Annotated in this window: 24 protein-coding genes, 1 tRNA gene and 1 pseudogene; 14 read left to right on the top strand and 12 right to left on the bottom strand. The window is 63.9% G+C overall.

Annotation, left to right across the window (positions count from 1 at the left end):
- The first annotated feature begins 20 nt into the window (after positions 1–20).
- Together AXA74_RS02620 and AXA74_RS02625 are read left to right on the top strand one after the other, a co-directional pair.
- Positions 21–992 (top strand): Bug family tripartite tricarboxylate transporter substrate binding protein, encoded by a 972-nt coding sequence (locus AXA74_RS02620; RefSeq protein WP_032960937.1) that lies wholly within the window; start codon positions 21–23, stop codon positions 990–992.
- A complete protein-coding gene (locus tag AXA74_RS02625; protein ID WP_032954982.1) occupies positions 992–2,080 on the top strand; it encodes an SDR family oxidoreductase in 1,089 nt (362 codons plus the stop codon). The genes AXA74_RS02620 and AXA74_RS02625 overlap by 1 nt, the downstream gene beginning before the upstream one ends.
- Positions 2,081–2,140: 60 nt before the next feature.
- On the opposite strand, the gene AXA74_RS02630 is transcribed toward AXA74_RS02625, so the two are convergent.
- On the bottom strand, positions 2,141–2,671 hold the full coding sequence (locus tag AXA74_RS02630) for a GNAT family N-acetyltransferase (protein WP_032978716.1): 531 nt from the start codon (positions 2,669–2,671) through the stop codon (positions 2,141–2,143).
- 273 nt (positions 2,672–2,944) lie between these two features.
- On the opposite strand from AXA74_RS02630, the gene AXA74_RS02635 reads away from it, so the two are divergent.
- Positions 2,945–4,357, top strand: coding sequence for a D-glucuronyl C5-epimerase family protein (locus tag AXA74_RS02635; protein WP_080700936.1), 1,413 nt, complete (start codon positions 2,945–2,947; stop codon positions 4,355–4,357).
- Between the two features lie 89 nt (positions 4,358–4,446).
- Here AXA74_RS02635 and AXA74_RS24605 read toward each other — a convergent pair.
- Positions 4,447–4,731: pseudogene (locus AXA74_RS24605) on the bottom strand (integrase core domain-containing protein); the annotation flags it as partial.
- A 45-nt stretch (positions 4,732–4,776) separates the two neighbouring features.
- On the opposite strand from AXA74_RS24605, the gene AXA74_RS02640 reads away from it, so the two are divergent.
- A complete protein-coding gene (locus AXA74_RS02640) occupies positions 4,777–5,061 on the top strand; it encodes a site-specific integrase (protein ID WP_230588822.1) in 285 nt (94 codons plus the stop codon).
- Between the two features lie 88 nt (positions 5,062–5,149).
- Here the strand turns inward: AXA74_RS02640 and AXA74_RS02645 are convergent.
- Positions 5,150–5,225 (bottom strand) — tRNA-His (locus AXA74_RS02645).
- A gap of 133 nt (positions 5,226–5,358) precedes the next feature.
- Between AXA74_RS02645 and cls the strand changes: the two genes are divergently transcribed.
- Together cls and AXA74_RS02655 are read left to right on the top strand one after the other, a co-directional pair.
- Complete coding sequence (gene cls / locus AXA74_RS02650) at positions 5,359–6,819, top strand: cardiolipin synthase (RefSeq protein ID WP_029579174.1); 1,461 nt, start codon at positions 5,359–5,361, stop codon at positions 6,817–6,819.
- Positions 6,820–7,018: 199 nt separating this feature from the next.
- On the top strand, positions 7,019–7,513 hold the full coding sequence (locus AXA74_RS02655; protein WP_230584545.1) for an RNA polymerase sigma factor: 495 nt from the start codon (positions 7,019–7,021) through the stop codon (positions 7,511–7,513).
- Between the two features lie 7 nt (positions 7,514–7,520).
- On the opposite strand, the gene AXA74_RS02660 is transcribed toward AXA74_RS02655, so the two are convergent.
- Positions 7,521–8,771, bottom strand: coding sequence for a flavin-containing monooxygenase (locus tag AXA74_RS02660; RefSeq protein WP_032978721.1), 1,251 nt, complete (start codon positions 8,769–8,771; stop codon positions 7,521–7,523).
- Between the two features lie 360 nt (positions 8,772–9,131).
- On the opposite strand from AXA74_RS02660, the gene AXA74_RS02665 reads away from it, so the two are divergent.
- From AXA74_RS02665 to AXA74_RS02685, 5 genes are all read left to right on the top strand, one after another.
- A complete protein-coding gene (locus AXA74_RS02665) occupies positions 9,132–10,268 on the top strand; it encodes an ABC transporter ATP-binding protein (RefSeq protein ID WP_029579171.1) in 1,137 nt (378 codons plus the stop codon).
- A gap of 102 nt (positions 10,269–10,370) precedes the next feature.
- Positions 10,371–11,369 (top strand): NAD(P)H-quinone oxidoreductase, encoded by a 999-nt coding sequence (locus AXA74_RS02670; protein ID WP_029579170.1) that lies wholly within the window; start codon positions 10,371–10,373, stop codon positions 11,367–11,369.
- Between the two features lie 27 nt (positions 11,370–11,396).
- Complete coding sequence (locus tag AXA74_RS02675) at positions 11,397–12,014, top strand: glutathione S-transferase (RefSeq protein WP_032978724.1); 618 nt, start codon at positions 11,397–11,399, stop codon at positions 12,012–12,014.
- A gap of 7 nt (positions 12,015–12,021) precedes the next feature.
- On the top strand, positions 12,022–12,483 hold the full coding sequence (locus tag AXA74_RS02680) for a type II 3-dehydroquinate dehydratase (RefSeq protein ID WP_029579168.1): 462 nt from the start codon (positions 12,022–12,024) through the stop codon (positions 12,481–12,483).
- 9 nt (positions 12,484–12,492) lie between these two features.
- Complete coding sequence (locus AXA74_RS02685) at positions 12,493–13,446, top strand: 2-hydroxyacid dehydrogenase (RefSeq protein WP_032978727.1); 954 nt, start codon at positions 12,493–12,495, stop codon at positions 13,444–13,446.
- A gap of 24 nt (positions 13,447–13,470) precedes the next feature.
- Here the strand turns inward: AXA74_RS02685 and AXA74_RS02690 are convergent, their stop codons facing one another.
- The 8 genes from AXA74_RS02690 to AXA74_RS02725 all read right to left on the bottom strand — a co-directional run bounded on the left by AXA74_RS02690 (position 13,471) and on the right by AXA74_RS02725 (position 20,268).
- A complete protein-coding gene (locus AXA74_RS02690; RefSeq protein ID WP_029579166.1) occupies positions 13,471–14,292 on the bottom strand; it encodes an ABC transporter permease in 822 nt (273 codons plus the stop codon).
- A 1-nt stretch (position 14,293) separates the two neighbouring features.
- Positions 14,294–15,148 carry an ABC transporter permease gene (locus AXA74_RS02695; RefSeq protein ID WP_032978819.1) on the bottom strand — a complete coding sequence of 285 codons (855 nt, stop codon included), beginning with the start codon at positions 15,146–15,148 and terminating at the stop codon, positions 14,294–14,296.
- A gap of 73 nt (positions 15,149–15,221) precedes the next feature.
- Entirely contained in the window at positions 15,222–16,247 is a 1,026-nt protein-coding gene (locus AXA74_RS02700; protein ID WP_029579164.1) for an ABC transporter substrate-binding protein, read from the bottom strand.
- A 103-nt stretch (positions 16,248–16,350) separates the two neighbouring features.
- Positions 16,351–17,136: an amino acid ABC transporter ATP-binding protein gene (locus AXA74_RS02705; RefSeq protein WP_029579163.1), complete on the bottom strand. Its 786-nt coding sequence runs from the start codon at positions 17,134–17,136 to the stop codon at positions 16,351–16,353.
- 20 nt (positions 17,137–17,156) lie between these two features.
- Positions 17,157–17,846: an ABC transporter permease gene (locus AXA74_RS02710; RefSeq protein WP_029579162.1), complete on the bottom strand. Its 690-nt coding sequence runs from the start codon at positions 17,844–17,846 to the stop codon at positions 17,157–17,159.
- Complete coding sequence (locus AXA74_RS02715) at positions 17,836–18,552, bottom strand: ABC transporter permease (protein WP_029579161.1); 717 nt, start codon at positions 18,550–18,552, stop codon at positions 17,836–17,838. Before AXA74_RS02715 ends, AXA74_RS02710 begins: the two co-directional genes overlap by 11 nt.
- Before the next feature lie 66 nt (positions 18,553–18,618).
- Complete coding sequence (locus tag AXA74_RS02720) at positions 18,619–19,410, bottom strand: transporter substrate-binding domain-containing protein (protein WP_029579160.1); 792 nt, start codon at positions 19,408–19,410, stop codon at positions 18,619–18,621.
- Positions 19,411–19,479: 69 nt separating this feature from the next.
- Positions 19,480–20,268: a maleate cis-trans isomerase family protein gene (locus AXA74_RS02725; protein WP_032954971.1), complete on the bottom strand. Its 789-nt coding sequence runs from the start codon at positions 20,266–20,268 to the stop codon at positions 19,480–19,482.
- A gap of 455 nt (positions 20,269–20,723) precedes the next feature.
- Here AXA74_RS02725 and AXA74_RS02730 point away from each other — a divergent pair, with 455 nt between their 5' ends.
- From AXA74_RS02730 to AXA74_RS02740, 3 genes are all read left to right on the top strand, one after another.
- Positions 20,724–21,137: a RidA family protein gene (locus tag AXA74_RS02730; RefSeq protein ID WP_029579158.1), complete on the top strand. Its 414-nt coding sequence runs from the start codon at positions 20,724–20,726 to the stop codon at positions 21,135–21,137.
- Between the two features lie 19 nt (positions 21,138–21,156).
- On the top strand, positions 21,157–21,828 hold the full coding sequence (locus AXA74_RS02735) for a DUF1028 domain-containing protein (RefSeq protein ID WP_032954970.1): 672 nt from the start codon (positions 21,157–21,159) through the stop codon (positions 21,826–21,828).
- Positions 21,829–22,009: 181 nt separating this feature from the next.
- Positions 22,010–22,981 carry a LysR substrate-binding domain-containing protein gene (locus tag AXA74_RS02740; RefSeq protein ID WP_029579156.1) on the top strand — a complete coding sequence of 324 codons (972 nt, stop codon included), beginning with the start codon at positions 22,010–22,012 and terminating at the stop codon, positions 22,979–22,981.
- Position 22,982 lies beyond the last annotated feature (1 nt).

Below are 22,982 nucleotides of genomic sequence, written 5' to 3' on the forward strand. Positions count from 1 at the left end.
AACCATCAGGAGACAACGCCGTGAAACCCCTGCGTCTGATCGCCGGCCTGGCCCTGGGCCTGGCCGCCATGGCGGCCGCCCAGGCCGCCGATAACTATCCCGACCACCCTATCCGCCTGATCGCCACCTACGGCCCCGGCAGCTCCATCGACATCATCGCCCGCCTGGTCGCCAAGCCCCTGGGCGAACAGCTCGGCCAGCCGGTCATCGTGGAAAACAAGCCCGGGGCCGGCGGCGACCTGGGCACCGACATCGTCGCCAAGTCCGCCAAGGACGGCTACACCATAGGCTTTGCCTCGGCCGGCCCCATCACGGTCAATCCCAACGCGCGCAAGAAAATGCCCTATGACGCACTCAAGGACCTGGCGCCGGTCGCCCTGGTGGCCACCGGCCCCAACGTCATCCTGGTCAACCCGTCGCTGCCGGTCAAAAACCTGCAGGAGCTCATCGCCTACATCAAGGCCAACCCCAACAAGGTGAACTTCGCCTCGGCCGGCGTGGGCACCAGCGGCCATATCGCCGGCGAACTCTTCCAGCATCTGTCCAAGACGGAAATCCTGCATGTGCCCTACAAGGGCAATAGCGATGCCATCACCGACACCCTGGGCGGGCGCACGCAGATGGTCATCAGCGGCGTGCCGCCCATCCTGTCCTTCGTGAAGTCGGGCCAATTGCGCGCCCTGGCCGTGGCCGACAGCAAGCGCTCGCCGCTGCTGCCGGACGTGCCCACCGTCGCCGAGGCCGGCCTGCCCGGCGCCGAGAGCGTGGCCTGGTACGGCATCGTGGCGCCGGCCGGCACCCCCGCGGCCGTCCTCGCCCGCCTGCACGACGAAATCACCAAGGCGGTCAACAGTCCGGACGTGCAAGAGAAATTCAGCGGACTGGGCATCGTCCCGGCCTCGGAAAGCCGCGAACGCTTCGGCAAGCTCATGGCGGATGAATCCGCCCGCTTCAAAGAACTCTTCAAGCAGATCAACCTGGTGATGGACTGATGAAGCCGCGCACCGTACTCATCACCGGCGCCAGCGGCCTGGTCGGCTCGGCGGCCGTGGACGCTTTCCTCGAAGCCGGCTGGGACGTCATCGCCGTCTCCCGGCGCCGCCCGGAGCTCATCAGCCGCAGGCCCCACACCCACCTGCCGCTGGACCTGCAGGACACCCAGGCCTGCCGGACCGCCCTGCAAACCCTGCCCCAAGTCAGCCATGTGGTCTACGCCGCCGTCTACGAAAAACCCGGTCTCATCGCCGGTTGGCAGGACCCGGAGCAGATGCGCACCAACCTGGCCATGATCCGCAATGTGATGGAGCCGCTGGCCCAAGGCGGCAATCTGCGCCATATCACCCTGCTGCAAGGCACCAAGGCCTACGGCGCCCACCTGCACCCCATCCGCATCCCGGCGCGCGAAAGCCAGCCGCGCGACGACCATCCCAACTCCTACTGGTTCCAGGAAGACTACATACGCGAACTCTCGGCGCGGTGCGGCATGGGCTGGACGATCTTCCGCCCCACCATCGTGCTCGGCCCCAACGTGGGCGTGGCCATGAACACGGTGCCGGTCATCGGCGTCTATGCCGCGCTATGCCGCGCCGAAGGCAAGCCCTTCAGCTACCCGGGCCACGTTGCCTACCCGCGCGAAGCCGTCGACGCGCGCCTGATCGGCGACGCCGCCGTATGGGCGGCCGACAATGCCAAGGCCTGGAACGAGCACTACAACCTGACCAACGGCGAAGTCTTCAGCTGGCGCGACCTCTGGCCCGGCCTGGCGGAATTCCTGGATGTCCGGGCCGGCCCGGACCAGCCGCTGCGCCTGGCCGAGTACCTACCCAGTCGCGCCGCGCTCTGGGACGACCTGGTCAGGCAGCACGGGCTGCGCCCGCTGACCATGGCGCAATTGCTGGGCGAATCCCATTACTCCGCCGATGCCCGCTTCGGCTACGGCCTGAAGACCGCGCCCGCCCCCACCTTCGTGAGCACGGTCAAGATCAAGCAGGCCGGTTTCCATCAGGTCTACAACACCGAGGAGTGCGTCAAGCATTGGCTGGGCGTGCTGATGGACCGGAAGATCCTGCCCAGGCCATAGGCCGGCCGAGGAAGCGCCGCGCCGAAGCATCAAGACCGGGCCGGGTCGTATCGGCCCGGCTCAGGGGACCAGCGAGAACATCCACGCCGGCACGGCCCGCCCATGCAGCTGAAGCCGGTTGCGCGCCGTGCCCTCGAAGAGCGCGCCCGCCTTGCGCGCCAGCGCCGCGCTGGGTTCATTGCCCACCGCCACCACGATTTCGACACGCTGCATGCCCAGCCCGTCGAAAGCCAGCGGCAGCAACGCCCGCAAGGTCCGCAGGGCAACCCCCTGCCGTTGCGCGGATTGCCTGACCCAATAACCGAGATTGCAGAACCGATTGTGCCGCTGGATCGCATTGAGCGCCGCCCCGCCGAGCAGCTCGCCGGTCAGCGCCGAAAACACGCCCAGCTCATAGCCGGTCCCGGCGCGCTTGCTGGCGCGGCATTGCCGGAACCAGTTTCTTGCATCCGCTTCCGAGAAAACGGCCGTGCACCAGGGCATCCAGCGGCCCACGGTATCCACGGAGTCTCGCGCCGCGCGCGCGAAGTCCCCGGCGTCGCTGTCGCGAAAGCTCCGCAGCACCAGTCCTTCCGAGCGGATCGGCAACATGGCGGTCCTTCTTGAGGAGAGACCCTCGATCATACTGGCCGCTCGCCGCCTGATCACGAATACAAAACTGGCCGTTCGCGCGATTTACCGGTCCCCAAGGACCGCGCTTATCCGATCAACGACGCCGGGCGCGCCGGCCCGGCGCGCATCGCCTCCCGGCGCCAAAAGGCGCGACGCGACAAGATCAGCCACTAGCTTTGGTCGGCGCAGCTGGATCGCGTTTCGCGGGCTGTTACACTCGCCGGTAAAAAACGAGGACATCAAGGACATCCCATGCGCTGGAAACTTACTGCAACGTTGCTTGCCGCTGTGGCCTTATCATCCCTAGTGACTTATTTCGCTGTGCGCACGGAGCAGGAGGATAGTGGATATACTTTACCGGCCGTGACGATGGGAGCCAACAATGAACTGGGCATCCCCGCAGTCGTAGACCATCCCAATAATAAGTTCCTTCGGCCGTTCTACGCGGAGCGTGCCGGCCTCAGGGTCACCTACGAAAAGCAGATTTTTTCGCCGCAGCAGCCTGCGATGATGTACGTGCCGGCAGACATAGAAGGAAGAACCATGCTGCCGTGGAGAACTAGCGAAAACGGTAAACCAGGACTCTATGGCCTCTATCCAGGCAACACCCTGGTACTGCTCGACAACAAGCTATACGACCTCGGTGTAGGAACACTCTTCATTAAGGTCCGCAATGAATCAGCAAAAGGCCTTACCGGATTCGTTCCAGCGGACATTGTCATTGGCGAAACGGCGCCGGCAGACGACACTCTTTGGCGGGCCAGAGATGTCGCCCGGCTCAAGGATCTTTCCGTCGTAAGTATTGACGGGGTTCCCTTGTATGCCATACTACGCCCCACCGATGACCGTGACGTGGCTAGGCAGATTGCTATTCTTTCGGATCCGTCGAAGTACGACGGTGCACTCGGGGGCGGCCAACCCGGTATACATCCTGTCGCTGCAGCCAATACCGTCTACGGCATCTTGGTGTACGCCCTGCGGCCCGATACGGACAGCACGCTGCGCGCCAGCGCCATCTCCGCCGCCCAGAAGTTCTTCGACGCATACGCATTTCCCAAGGCGGACCAGATAAAACCTGGCGTTGTGGCATGGCCGTATACCTTTGAATGGAACCTGAACTGGGGTATCAAGCTCTCACCGCCCTGGTACTCGGCATATGCAAATGCAGTAATGGCGGCCGCCGCGTCCATCCTGTTCAAAGAAACAGGAGAAGAAAAATATAGGCAACTGGCATTGGCGTCTCTGCGCTACCTGGACTTGCCTGTCCAGGATGGAGGTGCAAAATATACGGTGTCAGGCTTTCAGCTGCCCGCGGAGTATGTCTATCCATCTCCGCCCATACCCAATGTCCGCGTTCTTGATGGCGAGCTGATTGCAGCGGTTGCAACATATAACGCCGCTCGACTGCTGGGCAATAGCTGGGCCCTCGCGCTCTTCCAGCGACAAGCCTATAGCTTAGCCATGCAAATGGACTTCTACACCAGGAAGGATGGCCGGATGCTCTTCGCGACCTACGTGGAAGAAATGCCAGAGCATTATCAGTGGATTCTTTGGTCGAACCTGCAGGCCCTGGGAAACATCACGAAGGATCGGCGCTTTAGCGATACGGCGGATCGGCTGAAGCCGCACATCAACAAGACGGATTGCCAGCAAAAGGGATGCTGACACAGGCTACCGGTATGACCTGCCCCCAGGCTTAGTACGGTACCGACATAGAGCCCTGAGTTAAAAAACCGTTGTTGCTGATGAGCCAGAGCGAACTGCTCGGGCGTTAAATATCCGGGCGCGCTATGCGGCCGCTCGGTGTTGTACTCGACGCGCCAGTCTTCGATCAAGGATTTTGCCTGGCTCAATGATAGGAACCAGTGCTCGTTCAAGCATTCATCGCGGAATTTTCCACTGAAGCTTTCGATGTAAGCATTTTCCACGGGCTTGCCTGGCCTGATGAACGACAGCTTCACGCCAGCCTGATAGGCCCAGGCGTCCAAGGCCCTACTGGCAAACTCCGGACCGTTGTCTACGGTGATAGAGCGAGGCAAGCGGACCGCCGCGGGCTGATCGAATGGACCGACGATCTGCGCGATTTGTTCAAGGAGCTGGCCAGCATTGAGCGCCAGCCGTCCATGTTTGTCTGGACGACGCGCCAGGGGCAGCCGTACACCGAAAAGGGGTTCAAGGCCATGTGGAACCGAATCATGGCGGACTGGCTAAAGCTGCCAGGAACCGAGCGGTTCACCTTCCATGATCTGCGGGCCTACTACGTCACGGTGATGGTGGGCCGGGGCGAAAACCCAGAGACTCACGCCAACCCCGCCACCACTAGGCGCGTGTACGACCGGCGCCGAGTCGTGAAGATCAAAAGCGCCTGATGTCACCAATTAGCGATCTTGTCACCATTGAACCAAAGAAAAAAGGCACCCCGCTTTCGCGTAAGTGCCTGATTTCATTTGTATTCGGTGGGGTGGCTGATGGGACTCGAACCCACGACAACCGGAATCACAATCCGGGACTCTACCAACTGAGCTACAGCCACCGCTGCAAAGAAGAAGAATTCTAGCACGAAAATCGGGGAGTGTGCCAAGGGCTGATTGACCGGCGCGCCAGGCTTGCTATCCTTGCGCGGAAACAGAGGCCGCGCGGGGCGGCGCCAGTCCTATGGGATGTCCATGGAGCGTATCGACGAACTTCTGAATCAATACTGGCCACACCTGGTATTTGCCGTCAGTGTGATCGCCGGAACGGGGGCTGCGGTGCATGCGGCCATGACCAAGCAGGATGTCCGGGCCGCCATCGCGTGGGTGGGCGTGGCGCTGTTTTCGCCGATTTTCGGCGCCCTGCTTTATTTCGTGGCGGGCATCAACCGGATCCGCCGCAGCCTGGTGTCGCAGCAGCGCGACGAGGCGGTGGTGGCCAATGTGGATATGCTCAGTTCGGCCACGCTGGGCGATGTGGTGCCTCATAGCGCGCCGCAGTTTGCCTCTTTGCGCAAGCTGGGCGACAAGCTGAGTTTCTTCCAGCTGCTCGGCGGCAACCGGGTGCGGCCGCTCGACGGCGGGGATGAGGCCTATCCGGCCATGCTGGCGGCCATCCGCCAGGCGAAGCATTGCATCGCTATGCAGAGCTATATCTTCGATAACGATCCCATCGGGCGCGAGATCGCCGAGGCCTTGATCGAGGCCCAGGCCCGCGGGGTGCAGGTCCGGGTGCTGATCGATGCGGTGGGCAGCCGCTATTCGCATCCGCCCATTGTGCGCATGCTGGTCAAGGGCGGCGTGCCCACGGCGCGCTTCATGACCAATCCCCTGGGGGTCCTGCGCATGCCCTACGCCAATCTGCGCAGCCATCGCAAGATCCTGGTGGCCGATGGCTGCCATGGGCTGACCGGCGGCATGAACGTGCGCGCGGCCTTTGTCTCGGCCCTGTCCGGCGCGCAAACCAATCGCGATACGCATTTCGAGCTGCAAGGGCCGGTGGTGGGGCAGCTGATGTCGGTGTTTGCCCATGATTGGAATTTCACGACCCACGAGACGCTGGCTGGCGAGCCGTGGTTTCCGGCCACGCTGACGGAGCCGGCCGGCACGGTGCCGGTGCGCTGCGTGGCCTCGGGGCCCGACCGCGCGCTGGGCAATAACCAGAATATGCTGCTGGGCGCCCTGGCCGTCGCCCAACGCCATGTGCGGATTCAATCGCCGTATTTTCTGCCGGACCAGACGCTGATCGGCGCGCTGGCCACGGCCGCCCGCCGCGGGGTGACAGTGGACGTGGTGATTCCGGACAAGAACAATCTGCGTCTGGTGGATTACGCCATGCAGGCCCAGCTGGACCAGATCGTGCGCACCGGATGCCGGGTGTGGCGCGCTGGCGGCGCTTTCGATCATTCCAAGCTGATGACGGTGGACGGCGTCTGGTCGTATGTCGGGTCGTCCAATCTGGACCCGCGCAGCCTGCGGCTGAATTTCGAGCTGGACACGGAAATCTATGATGCGCAGCTGGCGCAATGGATCGCCGGCCGGGTCGACGCCCGGATCGCCCAAGCCCGCCAGGTGACGCTGGAATCACTGCGCGACCGTCCGTTTGTCTACCGGCTGCGCAACAAACTCATCTGGCTGGCCACGCCCTATCTCTAGATTTCCCGTCGGGAGTCCTGCTTCTTTTTGCAATGTTTATTGCAGATGGTTGCTTTTTTTGTAGCAAATATAGTATTTTGGCGAAAAATGTCGCATTACCCCTTCGATATTTGTCGCCGCCATGGAATGCCTTCCCGTGATGTCAGGCTATGCTGCGCTCCCGCCTGCGAGCGCGGACGAACGCCTTTTCCGGGAGCTGGTGGCCACGCACACCGACCGCCTGCGGCGCTTCATCGTCAAGCACATCGGCAATGACGGCGAAGCCGAGGACCTGACACAGCAGGCATTCCTGGAGGCCGCGCGGTCCTTCGGCACGTTCCGGGGGGACTCCCAGCTGTCGACCTGGCTGTACGGCATCGCGCTCAATCTGGTGCGCAACCATCTATCGCGCGCGCCCGAGCGGCGTTTTGAGTTCGTGGCCGTGGGGGTCCTGGAACAGGTCGCCTGTGAAGGCGCCTGTCCGCGGACCATCATCGAACACCGCCAGGCGCTGGAAATACTCGCGCAGGCGCTGGAGGAGTTGCCAGCCGCGATGCGCGACATCTTGCTGTTGATGAGCCTGGACGATATCTCGTACGAAGAAGCGGCCCGCCAGCTGACCCTGCCGGTGGGCACGGTCCGCAGCCGCCTGTCGCGCGCGCGACAGGCCCTGCGCCTCAAACTGCTGACCAAGGGCCTGCCGCCGCAGGGCTGAGCCGGCCTTATTCTTTCTTGTAGGAAAGATAATCGAGGTGGATGCCGATATGGTCGGCGATGTAGCGCGCGTCGTGCCATACCCCCCAGATGAATGACGAGGAGCGGTTGGTCAGGTTGGGCAGCCCCAGGAAGTAAATCCCTTTTTCCGCCGAGATGCCGCGCTTGTGGATGGGATAGCCTTTCTCATCGAAGATATCGGCCTCGATCCAGCTGAAATCGACCTTGAAGCCGGTGGCCCACAGAATGGTCCGGATGCCGGCGCGGGCCAGGTCGAGGCTGAGGATGGGATGCGTCAGGCATTCCGGATCGCTGAGCAGCTTCCAGGCCTCGGGTTCGGGCGGCAGGTCCAGGCCGTTCTGCTCGATATAGGCATCGGCCTCGCGCAACACTTCAAAGTAGTCTTCGTCGCCCTGCGCAATATCGCGCGCCAGATTGTCCTCGAAATGCAGCACCCCGTTTTCGTAGGATTTGGTGATGCCCACCAGTTGGATGCCGTCGTGCGCCAGGCGCCGGAAGTCCACGGTCTTGCCATTCTCGTAGCCGCTCACCGCAAAGGCGACGTGCTCGCGCTTGGGCTTTTTCTTGACCTCATCCCACATGCCCAGCGCGCCGAGCCACCAGCAATAATCGCGTTGGCGATAGGCGCGCGGCGGACGGTAGTGTTCGCCCACAGAGAGGTAGACCGTGCGGCCGGCCTGGCGCAGCTCTTCGGCGATCTGCGAACCGGACGCGCCCGCGCCCACCACCAGCACGGCGCCGTCGGCCAGCTGGCCAGGATTCTTGTATGCCGAAGAATGCAGCTGCTGGATACCGGCGCTGTCCGGCACGATCCTGGGGTAGCTGGGAATCTGAAACGGGCCGGTGGCGGCCACCACGTGCTGGGCTTCGATCACCCCGTCGGAGGTCGTGATGGTAAAGCCGGGCCGCCTATCGTTGCGCCTGACATGCTTGACTTCGACGCCGGTGCGCACCGGCGCCTTGATCATCCTTGCGTAGTCTTCGAAATACTTCGCCATTCTTTCCTTGGGCGGAAACACGTCGGGACCGACATCGTCGAAGGTCAGGCCGGGGAAGCGGTCATGCCAAGCCGGCCCATTGGCGACCAGGGAATCCCAGCGCTCCGAACGCCAGCGTTCGGCGATGCGCTTGCGCTCCAGCACGATATGCGGGATGCCCATCGCCGTGAGATGCTCGCTCATTGCGATACCGGCCTGTCCCGCGCCGACCACCAGCGTGTTCGTTTTTTCAATTGACATGTCAAGATCCTAAAGAGTGTCGAGACCTGGTCCGTCTCGAGTCCGGCACGAAGATCCAGGAGAACTGGCCGGCAAGCACCAAAAGCGTGCCGCCCGACGATTGCCACGCAGTGTGCGGCAGAACATCGGGCTTGATAACTTCGTTTTTCGGACGGCTGACTTAGGAAAAAGCAAATGTCCCGCCGGCCCGGGGCGCGGGCTGTCCAAGCGCGGGCGGTATTTCGTTTTTCCGATGGCCCCCATCAGCATCGACAAAGCACCCGGCCACCCCCTTTGCCGTATTCTTGAACCCATCAAAAGCGGCTCGGCCCGCGCTGGCATGCCCGTGGAGCCGAGCACGTCCCCCATCGGAAAAAAACCGTGAGTCCCGCAGCCATGCAGAATCGCAACCACGCCTCCGATATCTCCAGCGCGGTCAGCCTGGAGGGAGTGGTAAAGAAGTACCGCGACCACACCGTCCTGCAGCGAGTTTCCTTGAAGATAGAACAGGGAGAGTTTCTGACCCTGCTCGGACCTTCGGGCTGCGGCAAGACCACGCTGCTGAACCTGATCGCGGGATTTGCCGATGCCGACGAGGGCGAGATCTTCATCGACGGCAAACCGGTCACGACGCTGCCGCCCTACCAGCGGCAGATCGGTATCGTGTTCCAGAACTACGCGCTTTTTCCGCACATGACGGTGGAGCGCAACATCGGCTATGGCCTGCGGATGCGCCACACGCCGGCAGCCGAGATCGCCGAGCGGGTGCGCGAGGCGATGGCCCTGGTCAAGCTCGACGGCCTGGGCCAACGCAAGCCGCGCGAATTGTCGGGCGGCCAACAACAGCGCGTGGCGCTGGCCCGCGCCCTGGTGATACGTCCCAAGGTGCTGCTGCTGGACGAACCTTTCTCGGCGCTGGACAAAGGCTTGCGCGGCGCCATGCAGGTCGAGGTGCGCGATATCCAGCGCAAGCTGGGCGTGACCACGATTTTCGTCACGCATGACCAGGGCGAAGCCTTGAGCATGTCGGACCGCATCGCCGTGATGAACCAGGGTGTGATCAAGCAGATCGCGACGCCCAGCGAACTCTATCGCAACCCGCAGGATCCCTTTGTCGCGTCCTTCCTGGGCGACGTCAATATCCTGCCCGCGCACTACCACGGCGCCAATGCCGAAACCATACAGCTGCGCCTGGGGGCCGGCCTGACGACCATTCCGCGCGACCGGCTGGTCGGCGGCTCCTATGAAGGCCATCGCCTGGACGTCTATGTGCGTCCGGAGCACATCAAGCTGGAAAGCCTGCATAGCGGCTCCGTGCTGAGCGGCACGGTAGTCAACCATGTGTTCCAGGGCGATCACGTCGACCTCTACCTGGACGTCCACGTCCCCGTGGAAGGGCGCCAGCACGTCATGGTGCGCAGCGCCGATCTGAATTGCATTCATGAATGGCCCGTGGGCGCGGTGGCGGGCCTGGCCCTGCCCAGCCACGGCGTCAGCGTCTTCAACGCGCCGTCCTGAACGCGGGACCGCGCTCCGCGGCCGGACCCGCGGCAAGGCCGGGGCCCGATCCAGGCGGCCTGCACAGGCCGTCGAATTCCACTCGTCTGCCTCCCTAAGCCCATGAGCCAACACCCTACCGAAATGCAAGCCATCATCGCCCGCGAGCCGGGAGATGCCACTGTCTTGACGCTGGCCCGCCGGCCCGTGCCCACGCCCGGCGCCGGCGAAGTGCTGTTGCGCGTGCGCTCGGCCGGCATCAACCGGCCCGACATCATGCAGCGCCAGGGCTTGAGCAAGCCGGCCCCGGGCGTGACCGATATCCTCGGACTGGAAGCCTGCGGCGAGGTCGCCGCTTGCGGCCCCGGCGTGCCCCAGGCGCTGATGGGCAAGCGCCTCATGAGCCTGCTGGCCGGCGGCGGCTATGCCCCGTGGTGCGTGGCCCGTCTGGAGCACTCCCTTCCCGTGCCGGAAGATCTGAGCGATGAGGAAGCCAGCGCCTTGCCCGAAGGCCTGTTCACGGTCTGGCACAACCTCTTTGAACTGGGCCGCCTGCGCATGGGAGAGACCGTGCTCATCCACGGCGGCGGCGGCGGTATCGGCACGCTGGCGATACAGATGGCGCATGCCGCCGGCGCGCGGGTCATCGTCACCGATGGCGAGCGCGAGCGCCTGGCCGCCCTGCGCGAGCTGGGCGCCTCCGAGGCCATCTGTTTTCACGACACCGACTTCGTGGCCGCCTGCGAGACCTTCACGCAAGGCAAGGGCGTCGACGTCGTGCTGGACATTGTCGGCGGCGACTATGTGCGCCGCAATATGCAGGTCCTGGCCTTCGGCGGCCGCCACGTCAGCCTGTCCTTTCTGCAGGGGTCGGCCATCAATATCGAACTGCTGACCTTGATGCAGAAGCAGTTGAGCCTGCATTCCTCGACCATGCGTCCGCAAACCGACGCCGAGAAAGCGCGCATGGCGGCCGCCCTGCAGCGCCATGTGCTGCCGCTGGTGGCCGATGGCCGCATCCGCCCCAGGATGTCCCAGAGCCTGCCGCTGGCCGAGGCCGCGCGGGCGCACCAGCTGCTGGAAAGCGGCAAGGTTTTCGGCAAGCTGGTACTGCGTCCCTGAACTCATTCCCTACGGCTGGAGGCCGCCTTGAAGCTGCTATACGCCCCGACTTCCCCCTATGTGCGCAAGGTCATGGTGTGCGCGCACCTGACCGGCCAGGCCGGCCGCATCCAATGGCTGGACAGCGCCGCCCACCCGATACGGCGCGATGCCCGCATCGCCGCGCATAATCCGCTGGCCAAAGTGCCCACGCTGATCCTGGACAACGGCCAGGCGCTGTACGACAGCCGGGTGATCTGCGAGTACCTGGCCAGCAGCGCCGGCGACGAGCATCTGTTTCCGGCCACGGGCGCGGCGCGCTGGCAGGCGCTGACCTGGCAGGCCTTGGGCGACGGGCTGCTGGACGCGGCCCTGCTGGCGCGCTATGAACACACGGCCCGCCCCGCCGACAGGCAATGGAACGATTGGCGCGAAGCCCAGCTGCTCAAGGTGGGCGCCAGCCTGGACGCCATCGAGGCGCTGGCGCCGCAACTGGCGGGCGCGCGCCCTACCATCGGCGAAGTCGGCATCGGCTGTGCCCTGGGCTATCTGGATTTCAGGTTCCCCGAGCTGCAGTGGCGCGACAGCCATCCCCGGGCCGCCGAGTGGTTCGGCGCCTTCCATGCCCTGCCCGCGATGCAGGCGACCATCCCTCATGAGGCTTGAAGCGGCCATGACCCCTCTCCCCCCCGCATCCACCGTCTGGTTCCTGAACGGCCCCAATGCCAATCTTTATGGCCTGGATGCCAACAAGACCTATGGTTCCGAGAGCTTTCCGGCGCTGCAGGCGCGCTGCGAGCAGAAAGCGGCCTCCCTGAACATGACGCTGCACTTCGTGCAGTCCAATTACGAGGGGCAGCTGGTCGACTGGATACAGGAAGCGCGCGGCCTGGCCCAGGGCGTCATCATCAACGCGGCCGGCCTGACCTATTCATCCGTGCCCATCCTCGATGCCCTGCTATCCTTTCCGGGCAGGATCATCGAAGTCCATATGAGCAATATCTGGCGGCGCGAGCCTTTCCGGCACCACTCTTATATCTCCAAGGCGGCCGACGGCGTCATCGCGGGGCTGGGCGGAGAAGGCTATGAGCTGGCCATCGAAGCCATGTCGCGCCTGATACAACGACCCACCTGAGGGCCTTGCATGAGCGCCACTCCTTCCCCTTCCGGTTCGCTGGTTTTCTACAGTGAGTTCGATGATTTCGCGACCTGGCGCGATGCCTTGCATGCGCAGATACCGGATCTGCGCATCGTCCATGCCAGCGAGATCGACGACCCGGCCGCCGTGCACTACGCCCTGGCCTGGAAAGCGCCAGCGGGATTCTTCGCCAAGATGCCCAATCTGCGCCTGATCATCAATCTGGGCGCCGGCGTGGATTCGCTGGTCGGCCGCGACGACCTGCCGGCCGGCATCCCGATCACCCGCATCACCGATCCCAACATGGCCCGCATGATGGCGGGCTATGTGTTGTTCGCCGCGCTGCGCCACGCCCGCGACATTCCTTATTTCGAACAGGCGCAACGCCGCGGCGAGTGGGCCTATCGCCACCCCCGCGCGCCCGAAGAATGGAAGGTCGCCGTGCTGGGCCTGGGCGAACTGGGCGCCCGCGCCGCGCAAGAACTGCGCCGCCAGGGCTTTTCGGTGCTGGGCTGGTCGCGCAGTCCGCGCCAGATCGAGGGCATAGACTGCCACGCCGGCATGGAGAGCCTGGACACGGTACTGTCCCAGGCCGACATCCTGGTGGTGATGCTGCCGCTCACGCCGCAGACCCGTGGTCTGCTCGACAGGCAGCGCCTCATGCGCCTGCCGCGCGGCGCGGCGCTCGTCAACGTTGCCCGTGGCGCGCTTATCGACCAGGCGGCCATGACCGACCTGCTGGCTTCGGGCCACCTGGGCGGCGCGACGCTCGATGTCTTCGAACGCGAGCCGCTGCCCGCCAGCGACGCGCTCTGGAAAATGGACAATGTGCTGATCACGCCTCACCTGGCCTCGGTGGCCATCCCGGCATCGGCCGCGACCCAGATTGCCGAGAACATCCTGCGCGTCAGCCAGGGGCTCGCGCCCGAGAACCGCGTCGACCCCGCCCGCGGATACTGAGGCGGGCCGGCGGCCCGCCGCCGGCTAGCGCGGCTCCTCGATATTGAGGATGCGGCCCAGGCCCAGGAAGCGATTGGCGAAGACCAGCAACGCCGCCGTCAGCACGATATAGACGACCGACAAGGCGGCCAGCGTCGGGTCGGCGAACTCGCGCACATAGTTGTACATGGTCACCGGCAGCGTCTGCGTGCGTTGCGTGGTCACGAACAGCGAGGCGGTGAATTCACTGAACGACATGATGGCCGCGAACATCCAGCCGCCGAACAAGCCCGGCGCCAAAAGCGGCACCGTGATCGTGAACAACACCCGCACCGGCGAGGCGCCCAGGCTGGCCGCGCTCTGCTCCAGGCGCTCGTCCAGGTTCTCCATGGACACGTAGACGCTGCGCAGCACAAAGGGCAGCACCAGCATGACGTGGCAGAGGATCACCAGACCGTAGCCGCGCTCGATATCCAGCTGGGCCACCAGGATGAGCAGGCCCAGGCCCACGGTGAAGTGCGGGATCACCAGAGGCGAGAGCAAAATGGCCTGCAGGATGTTCTTGCCTGGAAACTCCATGCGCTTGACCGCGACCGCCAGGCCGGTCCCGATGACCAGCGCCAGCAGGGACGACCAGATCGTGACCACCATGCTGGCATGAAAGCCATCGCGGAAGTCGGCGTAGGTGAACACGCGGCTGAACCAGCGCAACGACCAGGATTCCGGCGGAAATGTCAGCAGGGCCTTGTCGTTGAAAGAGGCCAGGAACACCACCACCACGGGCAGCAGCACGAAGGCCAGGATAAGCGTGATCAGGATGGGCGCCCCGATGCGCAGCCACAGGGGCGCGGCGCTGCGGATTCTCATATCAGTGTCCTCCGATGACTTTCAGGCGCCGGGTCACCCGGCCAAGCAGCATCAACGCGATCGCCGTCAAGCCCAGCCCCACCACGCTCAGGCTGGCCGCAAGCGGAAAATTCATCGACGAAAATCCCAGTTGATAGACAAGGGTGGATACCGTGGGCACACGCCCGCCACCTATCATCTGCGGCGTGGCGAAGGCGCTGAAGGTCCAGGCAAAGGAAGTGGTGATGCTGGCCAGGATGCCGGGCATGGACAAGGGCAAGGTGACGGTCACGAAGGTGCGCACCGGCCCGGCGCCCAGGCTCTCGGCGGCTTTTTCGTAATCGCGGTCGATATGCGAGATGGCCGTGGCCAGCATGAGCACGACAACCGGAATGGTCACATGGACCAGCGCCACCAGCACCCCGAGATGGCTGAACATCAGGGTCAGCGGCTGGTCGATCAGGCCCAGCTTGCGCAACATCGTGTTGATGAAACCATTGTTGCCCAGCACGATGATCCAGGAATACGTGCGCACGATCTCGCCCAGGAAAAGCGGCGTGATGGAGACGATGAGGACAAAGGATTTGATAAAGCGGTTGCGCACCCGGACCAGGGCATAGGCCAGGGGATAGGCTACGAGCAGGGAAAAAATCGTCGTCTCCACGCTCAGTCTGAGCGTATTGACGAAGGCGTCCAGGTAGATCGGCTTGGTCAGGCCCGAGAAGTTGGCCAGGGTCAGGCCGCCGACATCCAGCGAGCCAGGAATAAAAGTGCGCAAGCTGTATTGCAGCACGGTCGCCAACGCGACACAGATGCAAAGCGCCACGAAGCTTGCCGGGGAAATCAGCCATCCCTTGAGCGTGTTGCGTGTGTCCATAGGCAGGTCCATCCCTATTCTGCGTTCAAAGACAGGCGCCGCCCATTGCGGCCGGCGGCGCCGTGGACTGCGCTCAGTTCATCATGTTTTCGGTGAACCATTTGCGCCATTCGGCGGTCTTCTCGGCGCGCAGCTTGTCGTCGATGACGATGGCTTGGGTGTCCCACTGCTGCTTGGTCGTGAATACGCCGGGCAAGGCGGCATCTTCGGGCGATACCTGGGCATTGTCCACCACCGGGCTGGCCTTCTTGGCCGCCACGATCTTGGCCTGCACCTGCGGCGAGAGCGCGATGTCGATGAACTTATAGGCCAGGTCGGCCTTCGTGCTGCCTTTCATGATGGCCATGGTGTCCACGCCCAGCACCGCGCCCTCCTTGGGCATGGCCACCTTGATGGGCACGCCCTGCCCGATCATGTAATAGGCGTTCATGGACAGCAGGATCTGGGCGGGCGTCTCGCCGGCGGCGATCAGCTGCTGGCTGTTGGCGTCGTTGGTGTAGAAGGCCTTGAAATTGGGCTTGAGCGCCTTGAGCTTTTCCTCGCCCTTCTGCCAGGTGGCCGCGTCGCCGCCCGACAGCATGGCCGACACCGCGATGATGTGGCTGGGATCGAAGTCGGGCGCCGAGAGCTTGCCCTTGAGCGCGGGATTCCACAGGTCGGTCCAGCTGTCGAACTTGATGCCGGCCGGCACCAGGTCGGGGCGATAGCCGATGGTGTAGACATAGGCCCAGCTGCCGATATGGTAGGGGCTGATCTTGGCGCGGTCGACCAGGTGCGCGTAGTTCGGGATCTTGCCCAGGTCCAGCTTCTCGTAGAGACCGGCGTTGACGTAGAGCCAGCCGATGTGCGAGGTGGTGAAGGTGATGTCGCTTTCCGGCTTGCCGGCGAGCTTGGCCTTGTTCAGGCGGTCGATGGTGCCACCGGTGATGTATTTCACCGGCACCCCCGTCTGGCGGGTGAACTCCTTGCTGATGTTCTCGTCGATAAGGTCCCGGAAGCTTCCGCCCCAGGTGCTCACCACCAGGGCGTCCTGGGCTTGCGCCGCGCCCGCCACGATCGCGCCGGCCAGCAGGCCGGCCGAAATCAGTTCTTTCATCATCACAACCCCTTGTCAGTTTGTTTGCGATCGAAGTACCACTGTGAAATGCCGAGGGTGGCGTGCTCCCGCCGGCCAAGACCGATCCCTCCGGCCGGCGCCCGCCCTACAGCACCTGTTCGAGGAAATTCCTTAAGCGTTCGCTCCTGGGAGCGTCGAAAAACTGCTCGGCATGGCCGGTCTCGAGTATCTCGCCGCGCTCCATGAAGACACAGCGGTCGGCCACCTTGCGGGCGAAACCCATTTCGTGGGTCACACAGATCATGGTGATGCCGGTCTGCGCCAGGTCTTCCATGATGCGCAGCACCGAGCCGACCGACTCGGGATCCAGCGCCGAGGTCGGCTCGTCGAACAGCATGATGCGCGGGCGCAGGCACAGCGCCCGCGCAATGGCGACCCGCTGCTGCTGGCCGCCCGACAGCTGTATCGGATACTTGTCGGCCTGCTCGATGACGTTGACCTTGTGCAGGTACTCCCGCGCGATCTGCTCGGCTTCCCGGGCCGGCACATTCATGGCCAGCTTGAGCGCGAAAGTGCAATTGGCCAACACCGTCATGTGGGGAAAAAGATTGAAGCCCTGGAACACCATGCCGAGTTGGCGCCGGACTTTCTCCACGTCTTCGGGGCGCCGGGTCAGGGGCAGGCCATTGACGTGGATATGGCCGGAATCATGCTGTTCCAGGTGATTGATGCAGCGTATGAGCGAGGATTTTCCGGATCCGGAAGGCCCGCAGAGCACGACGATCTCGCCGTTGGAGACTTCGAGATGGATATCCCGCAGCGCGTGGAACTTTCCGTAGTACTTGTTCAGGCCTGCGATGGACACCGCGGGCGCGGTATCCGAGACGGCGGAGGCAAACGGCTGCGTGGCGTGGGTGAGAAGGGCAGTCATGGTCTTGGACGCTCCGCGGCTCAGGTTTTGACGAGGTACCGGTTCAGCTTCCGGTCCGCCGCCGAAAAGCCCAGCCGTATGCTGTTGGTGATGCACCAGTAGATGGCCGCCGCCGTGATTAAGGGCGTAAAGGGGTCATAGGTGTAGTCAAACACGGTGTTGGCCGCGGCGGTCAGGTCCACCAGCGTGATGGCGCTGACGGCCGCCGTGCTCTTGACCATGATGAGCAGTTCGTTCTGATAGGCCCGGATGATGTACCTGGCTACCAGGGGCAGGCGCAGGCGGAACAGGATCTGGCGGGGCTTGAGCCCGAGCGTTTCGGCCGCCTCCAGCGTCCCCTTGGGAACAGCGGCCAGGCCGCCCCGGATGATCTCCGCCATATATCCCGAATGCGTCAGGGCCAGTCCCAGCCAGGCGCAGACGTAGGCGTTGGAGAAGACGTTCCACAGGAAGGTCTCGCGCACGATGGGAAATTGCGGCAGTCCGCTATAGATGAGGTACAGCAGCACCAGGCTGGGCACGCCACGGAAGAAGCCGATGTAGGCGCCGGCGAACACCGAGCGGGCGCCCGGCTTGAAGCAGGCCAGCGCCACGGGGATCGCCAGCAAGAGGCCGATCACCAGAACGGGCAGCAGGACGGTGAAGGTGGTGGCCGTTCCGGCCAGCAGTTTGGGCAGGCTCTCCCACGCCACCTGGAAGTCAAAGTGCATGCGAGGCCCTCCGCTTTTCGGCCGCGGGATGGAAACCCCGGCCGGCCCAGGTCTCGATATGGCGCGCCACGTAATAGGTCAGCCAGGTCATCGCCAGGAAGAAGGCCGCCGCCAGCATGTAGTAGACAAAGGGCTCCTTGGTCACGCCCGAGGCCAGTTTGGCATAGGCCATGATTTCCTTGAGCCCGATGAGCGAGATGAGCGCGGTGTCCTTCAGGACGACGATCCACATATTGGTCATGCCGGGCAGCGCCAGGCGCAGCATCTGGGGCAGTATCACGCGCAGCCAGATGGTATGCCGCGGTATGAGCAGCACCCGGGCCGCCTCGAACTGCCCATGCGGCACGTTCTGGATGGCGCTGCGTATCAGATCGGCCAGGTAGGCGCCATAGACCATGCCCAGCGCGGCCACCGCCGCCATGAAGGGCGTGACCTCCACGCGCTTGTCCAGGCCGAAAGGGGCCAACAGGCTGGCGACGATTTCCGAACCGCCGTAATAGAACAGGAAGCCGACGAGCAGCGAAGGCACGCCGGTGAATATCGAGGCATAGGGCAGCCAGACCAGCTTGGCCAGAAAGGTCGGCTTGAGCGTGATCAGGGCGAAAAAACATCCGATGGCAAGCGCCAGCAGATAGGCGCAAACGGCGACCTGTATGGTCATCAGCCCGCCGATTGCCAGTTGCTGCACAAAACCCATAGAAGGCATGTCGTCATCCTTACAAGCACAGGGAAAACGCGGCCCGCGCGGCCGGCGCGCGGGCCCGGGTTCGCCTTACCTGCAGGCCGATTCTTCCGGCAGGAGTTCGACTTCCATGTAGGGCTTGCGCAGCTTGGTGAAGGTGCAATCCTTGATGATGGTGTCCAGCGCGGCATTCATGCGATTGAGCAGCTCGCTGCTGTCCTTTCTGGCGAGCCAGCTCGATCCGGCCTCCCCGCCCCCCGTCCACAGATCGCCGCCGGCGAATTTCCAGCCCTTGCCCTGGGGCTTGGACAGGAACTCGTTGGTCCAGCTGATCTTGGGCCCCAGGCTCATGTCCAGCCGGCCGTTGGCCAGGTCCAGGCGGATCTGGTCCGGATTGTCATAGAAGACGATCTGGACAGCGTTGCCGTACTTCTCGCCCACATATTTGGCCTGGGCCGAGCCCCGCTGCAGGCCGATGCGCACGCCCTTCAGGCCCTCGGGGGTGAAGGTGTAGTTCTTGGACTCGGGCACCACATAGGAATCGGGGTTGAACAGCACCGGGCGCCCGAAGAGCACCTTTTCCTTGCGCTCGGGCAGGGGCTTGGTCTGGCTGGCCACGGCATCGAGTTTTTTCTGCAGCAAGGCCGGGATCAGGGCCTTGAAGTCCATCACCACGAATTCGCATTCGACATTCATGCGTTTGCACATCTCGCGGGCGAGGTCCGGCTCGAAGCCGGTCAAGCGGCCTGAAGGATCGACCATGCTGAAGGGCGGATAGCTGCCCTCGTTGCCAAGCACGAGTTTTTCGGCCTGGGCGGGCGCATGGCCCAGAAACGCCGCGCCGGCGATCGCGAGCGTCGTAATGGTGTGTCGAAAGTGCATTTTTTATTCCCCTTGTATCGACGGTTCGGGCCCTTTGTAACGTCCGGGCCCGGCGGACTTGCGCTGTATTCAACCCTGGGCGACGTTCCCCGCGAAGAGTTGGCCATAGCCGGGCTTGGCCCCCGCCGCCCCCGTCAGTTCCAGGCAATGCCAGAACGACGCCTGGATGGCCGAGATGACGGGTTTGCCGAGCTTTCTTTCCAGCGCCTCGATCGCGCCGACCGTGCGGAAGTTGGTGCACGAGACAAAAATCGCGGTCGCCTCGGGGTGATCGACCGAGAGCACGTGGTCGTAGACTTTTTCCAGGGGCACTTCGGCCAGCGCATGGTCATCGGAGATGCCCAGGCAGGCGCTCTTGACGACTTCGTGCCCGTTTTCCTCCAGGAAGCGGATGGCGCGCTCATGGATCTCCGGCAGATACGGCGTGGCCAGGGCCACCTTGCCGGCCTTGACCTTCTTCAGCGCGGCCAGCGTGGCGGTCGAGGCGGTCGTGATCCGGGGGCCCGGCACCCATTGCTGGAGCTTCTTGATCAGGGCATGGTCATAGGCCGTGCCGTGCAGGAAGGAGGCGCTGGTGCCGCCAAAGAGCAGCACATCGATGGGAGCCGCGCCCGCCAGGCGCGCCGCCTGTTCAAGCTCCGGCGCATTCATCATCTCTTCTATGCCCTGGACGGTTACTTTCGGCAACTTGATGCGGGCGGTATGCGTGGAGACGCCGGGCGCCGACATCGCCCACATTTCCTCTTCCATCACCACGCTGGAGGCGATATAGATCAGGCCGATGCGGGCAAGATCGCCCGAGCCGTCGTAGCGGAAAGCGGGATAGGCGTCAGCAGCCTGTTTTGAAGCGGTGTTCAACGCGGAACCTCCATATGGCGGGTCCTCGCCCCAGGCATCACGGCATGCGCCACCGCGTGGCGCTGGTCAACCAGCCATGCATTTCCCCGAAGCATCTGGTACCCCTGTCTGTGATAGTGCGCGCCGGCGGCGCCATCGCCGAAGGCCGGTTCGCGCCGGGGACATCGCGCCCCTTCGCCTGACCGGCCGCCTCAGCGAAAGCCAATGATGAGAGAGAGCCCCCGAGGCACCAAGTCGCCTTTTCCTTAGACCGGGATAGGTTTTCCTGATGGCCCGCCGCGCCCGCCGCCAGCGGCGGGCCAGCGCGTCAGGATTTCCGAGACAGGGCACCAGAAAAAACAAATAGGCGCGGCCTATCGTTGGGCCGACCATCCATGTGCAGCACCCGCCGATTTGTGCGGCGCGCGCCGCCGCCGGCGCCGTTTCCCCGGATAAACCCTAATACCCCGAGAGCCATGAAACACAAGCGCATACGCACCTTCAACACCAAAGTCACCTATCCCGAGCAGAACCTGGACAACGATCTCTGCCAGGCCGTGGTCGCGCGCGGCAGCACCGTGTTCCTGCGCGGGCAGATCGGCCAAAACCTGGACACCTCGGAAAGCGTCTGCATCGGCGACGCGGCCGGACAGACCGAACAGGCCATGAAGAACATCGCCATGCTGCTCAAGGAGGCCGGCGGCGAGCTCGAACATATCTGCAAGATCACCATCTACATCATCGACCCGCGCTATCGCGAGCCGGTCTACCGCGTGGTCGGCAAATGGCTCAAGGGCGTCTTCCCGGTATCCACCGGCATCGTGGTCTCGGCCCTCGCGCGCCCCGAATGGCTGGTGGAGGTCGACGCGACTGCCGTTATTCCCGATTGACTGAGCAAAGGCCAAGGTCATGACTTTCTCGATCATTGCGCGCTGCCCGGCTTCGGGCCAATTCGGCGCGGCCGTTTCCTCTTCGTCGCCGGCGGTGGCCGCCCGCTGCATCCGCGCCCGCGCGGGCGTGGGCGCCGCCGTCAGCCAGAACATCACCGATCCCGCCTTGGGCCCGCTCATGCTCGAGGCGATGGCCGCCGGGCGGACGCCCGAGCAGGCGCTGGCATCGCTGCAGGAACGCCCCTTCATCTCCTACCGGCAATTGATGGCGATCGATGCGCGGCATGCGCCGGCCATCTTCACGGGGGACAATGCGCTGGGCCGGCTGGCCAGCGCGCAAGGCGAACACGCGGCCTGCGCGGGCAACATGCTCGCCACGCCCGATGTGCCGGCCGCCATGCTCGCCGCCTTCGAACAAGCCCAGGGCTGCCTGGCTGAACGCCTCATGCAGGCGATGCTCGCCGGCCAGGCCGCTGGCGGCGAAGAGGGGCCGGTGCATTCGGCGGGCCTGCTGGTCTACGGCGAACTCGACTGGCCCATGGTCGACCTGCGCATGGACTGGGTGGACGACGGCCCGGTGCAAGCGCTCTATTCGGCCTGGAAGGTGTATGAACCGCAGATCCAGGATTACATCACCCGCGCCAAAGATCCCCGCGCCGCGCCCAGTTTCGGCGTGCCCGGCAACCTGTAGGCGCCGGCCTGGCGTGCGAGAAAACCCGAGGAGCGCCTTGCCCCGCAATCCGGGCATAGTGGCTAAACTTTTGCACCGTGGCGCCGGCCGATGCCGGCGCCAGGCTTCGGTGGACGCTCCCGCAAGGGACAGCCATCCGCCCTCCGGCGCCCCGCCTGCTTTTGTTTTCTCTCCCCGGACCATGCTCAATCGCATTTCTCTGCGCCAGATGGAGTACTTCGTCGCTACGGCCAAGCACGGAAGCATCGCCGCGGCATCCGCCCAGATCCATATATCGGCCCCCTCGATTTCCGCCGCCATCGCCCATGTCGAGACCGAGCTGGACGTACAGCTATTCGTGCGCCACCCCTCCAAGGGACTGGCCCTGACCGTGCTGGGCCAGCAGGTCATGCGAGAGTGCGAAGAACTGCTGGAGCGCGCCTCGCGGCTCTACGAAATCGCCTCGCTGTCGAGCAACACCATCCAAGGCACTTTGCGGGTGGGATGCTTCCAGTCGCTGGCCGCCATGATCGCGCCGGAAGTCATCTTCGGTTTCTCGCGGGCCTTCGACAAAGTCGACCTGCACATGATCGAAGGCGACCAGCAGTTGCTGATCGACAAGCTGCATACGCTGGACATCGACGTGGCCCTGACCTATGACCTGCGCCTGGGCGACGAGATCAACTTCGAGACGCTCGCGCGCCTGCCTCCCCATGTCATTGTCAGCGAGCTGCACCCGCTGTCGGAACAGATCGCCGTCACGCTCGAAGACCTCGCCAAGCTGCCGATGGTGCTGCTGGACCTGCCCTTGAGCCGCGAGTACTTCATGTCGCTGTTCGCCAAGTTCGGCCTGGAACCCAATATCGTGGCCCGCTCCCGCTCGGAAGACGTGGTCCGGTCCATGGTGGCCAATGGCATCGGCTATGCGCTCTTTAACGTGCGCCCCAAGTCCACGCAATCGCTCGACGGCAAGCGGCTGGTGAGACTGCGGCTGGTGGGCGAACACCGCCCCATGCTGCTCGGGCTCACGACGTACAAACCCATGAAACCCTCGCGGCTGACCGAAGTCTTCATGCAGCGCTGCCGCGCCTATATTTCGGATCAATACATACCGGGCATGAGCGAAGGCAGCTTCTTCGATCCCTATGTCCCGGATCTTCCCGAGTCCAAATAGC

The organism is Bordetella hinzii LMG 13501 (assembly GCF_001548475.1).
Classification (GTDB): domain Bacteria; phylum Pseudomonadota; class Gammaproteobacteria; order Burkholderiales; family Burkholderiaceae_B; genus Bordetella; species Bordetella hinzii.

Coding starts and splice junctions, on each gene's coding strand:
- AXA74_RS02625 (WP_032954982.1), top strand. CDS start 992: ATGAAGCCGCGCACCGTACTCATCACCGGCGCCAGCGGCCTGGTCGGC.
- AXA74_RS02630 (WP_032978716.1), bottom strand. CDS start 2,671: ATGTTGCCGATCCGCTCGGAAGGACTGGTGCTGCGGAGCTTTCGCGAC.
- AXA74_RS02635 (WP_080700936.1), top strand. CDS start 2,945: ATGCGCTGGAAACTTACTGCAACGTTGCTTGCCGCTGTGGCCTTATCA.
- cls (WP_029579174.1), top strand. CDS start 5,359: ATGGAGCGTATCGACGAACTTCTGAATCAATACTGGCCACACCTGGTA.
- AXA74_RS02660 (WP_032978721.1), bottom strand. CDS start 8,771: ATGTCAATTGAAAAAACGAACACGCTGGTGGTCGGCGCGGGACAGGCC.
- AXA74_RS02670 (WP_029579170.1), top strand. CDS start 10,371: ATGAGCCAACACCCTACCGAAATGCAAGCCATCATCGCCCGCGAGCCG.
- AXA74_RS02680 (WP_029579168.1), top strand. CDS start 12,022: ATGACCCCTCTCCCCCCCGCATCCACCGTCTGGTTCCTGAACGGCCCC.
- AXA74_RS02685 (WP_032978727.1), top strand. CDS start 12,493: ATGAGCGCCACTCCTTCCCCTTCCGGTTCGCTGGTTTTCTACAGTGAG.
- AXA74_RS02690 (WP_029579166.1), bottom strand. CDS start 14,292: ATGAGAATCCGCAGCGCCGCGCCCCTGTGGCTGCGCATCGGGGCGCCC.
- AXA74_RS02695 (WP_032978819.1), bottom strand. CDS start 15,148: ATGGACACACGCAACACGCTCAAGGGATGGCTGATTTCCCCGGCAAGC.
- AXA74_RS02700 (WP_029579164.1), bottom strand. CDS start 16,247: ATGATGAAAGAACTGATTTCGGCCGGCCTGCTGGCCGGCGCGATCGTG.
- AXA74_RS02705 (WP_029579163.1), bottom strand. CDS start 17,136: ATGACTGCCCTTCTCACCCACGCCACGCAGCCGTTTGCCTCCGCCGTC.
- AXA74_RS02710 (WP_029579162.1), bottom strand. CDS start 17,846: ATGCACTTTGACTTCCAGGTGGCGTGGGAGAGCCTGCCCAAACTGCTG.
- AXA74_RS02715 (WP_029579161.1), bottom strand. CDS start 18,552: ATGCCTTCTATGGGTTTTGTGCAGCAACTGGCAATCGGCGGGCTGATG.
- AXA74_RS02720 (WP_029579160.1), bottom strand. CDS start 19,410: ATGCACTTTCGACACACCATTACGACGCTCGCGATCGCCGGCGCGGCG.
- AXA74_RS02730 (WP_029579158.1), top strand. CDS start 20,724: ATGAAACACAAGCGCATACGCACCTTCAACACCAAAGTCACCTATCCC.
- AXA74_RS02735 (WP_032954970.1), top strand. CDS start 21,157: ATGACTTTCTCGATCATTGCGCGCTGCCCGGCTTCGGGCCAATTCGGC.
- AXA74_RS02740 (WP_029579156.1), top strand. CDS start 22,010: ATGCTCAATCGCATTTCTCTGCGCCAGATGGAGTACTTCGTCGCTACG.